This window comes from Streptomyces sp. NPDC097129, assembly GCF_055668065.1.
Genome location: NZ_JBVOQE010000126.1, coordinates 1 through 1018, shown reverse-complemented (window position 1 = coordinate 1018; position 1018 = coordinate 1). Strand labels below are relative to the sequence as shown.

Annotated in this window: 1 protein-coding gene; it reads right to left on the bottom strand. The window is 31.1% G+C overall.

Annotation, left to right across the window (positions count from 1 at the left end; translation table 11 throughout):
- A partial coding sequence (locus tag AC0B9F_RS38580; protein ID WP_472010531.1) for a DUF3800 domain-containing protein occupies positions 1 to 840 on the bottom strand: 840 nt, incomplete at its 3' end.
- Positions 841 to 1018: the final 178 nt, after the last annotated feature.

Below are 1018 nucleotides of genomic sequence, written 5' to 3'. Positions count from 1 at the left end.
AGACTTGGGCTCTAATGAATTTTCGAAAAGGGAAGTGTAGTTAGATGCTATAAACAAATCTACATATTCCTTGAATTTAACGTTAGACAATTCACGCGCACTTTGCCATTCATAATAATTTATATTACATAAGAAGTTATAAAAAATCGGATTTCTTAAAAAGTTAATTACAAGCTCATTCCTCATCAATTCACCTTTACTTAATGAACCTTTTTTATTCTGTATGATGGTTCTTACAAAACCCATTAATAAATCAACAATTTCTACACCTATTTCTTGTTTTTTGGGGGTTAGCTGGCAGTCTATTACTTTATACTGTTCGCCCCTATACATAGATTGAGTGTTAAGTTGCTCTACTAAAAGTCGATCTAGCTGAAGTTTAGTGTAGGTCGAGGAATTTTCAATAAATAAATTAGCTTTTATATTAACATCCTTACCATAATTACGTAACAAACCGTATAGAATTCTTTCTGGTAATTTAGTATAAATCATTCTTTGTGATAAGTTAATATCATCATAGAAACTTCTACGTTCTCGTAGCGATGTTTCATCGTAATTGATGATATTCATTTTACAAAGGGGAGAGTATTTTGAGAAAATGTTTATTACACTCATTATATCTCTTCTTAAAGGATAATATCCTGAATACTCAGCCCAATGAAGAGGCATATATTCATTGTTTTGTAGTTTTCTATTAATTTCTCTAAAATCATCTGCTTGGTATATTGATTCTGGGATTAAAAGTCCAGCCATTAAAGTTGGTCTTTGCTTAACATTATTGCTGCCACTTTCATCAAAAAAGATATGTACCTTTTCTGTATTTAAAGTCTCTTGCTTCATTAAAACCATCCTATCATGATTATAGGTTTATTTGACATTTTCTAAAGGGTGTTATATTATGATTATACAATAAATACGCGCTCATGTGAGCGGCCGAAAATATTGATGGATTAATTAGTACGCACTCACGTGAGTGTCCGAAAATTAACCTTCAAAAAGAAGCATTCCTTTAGGGATG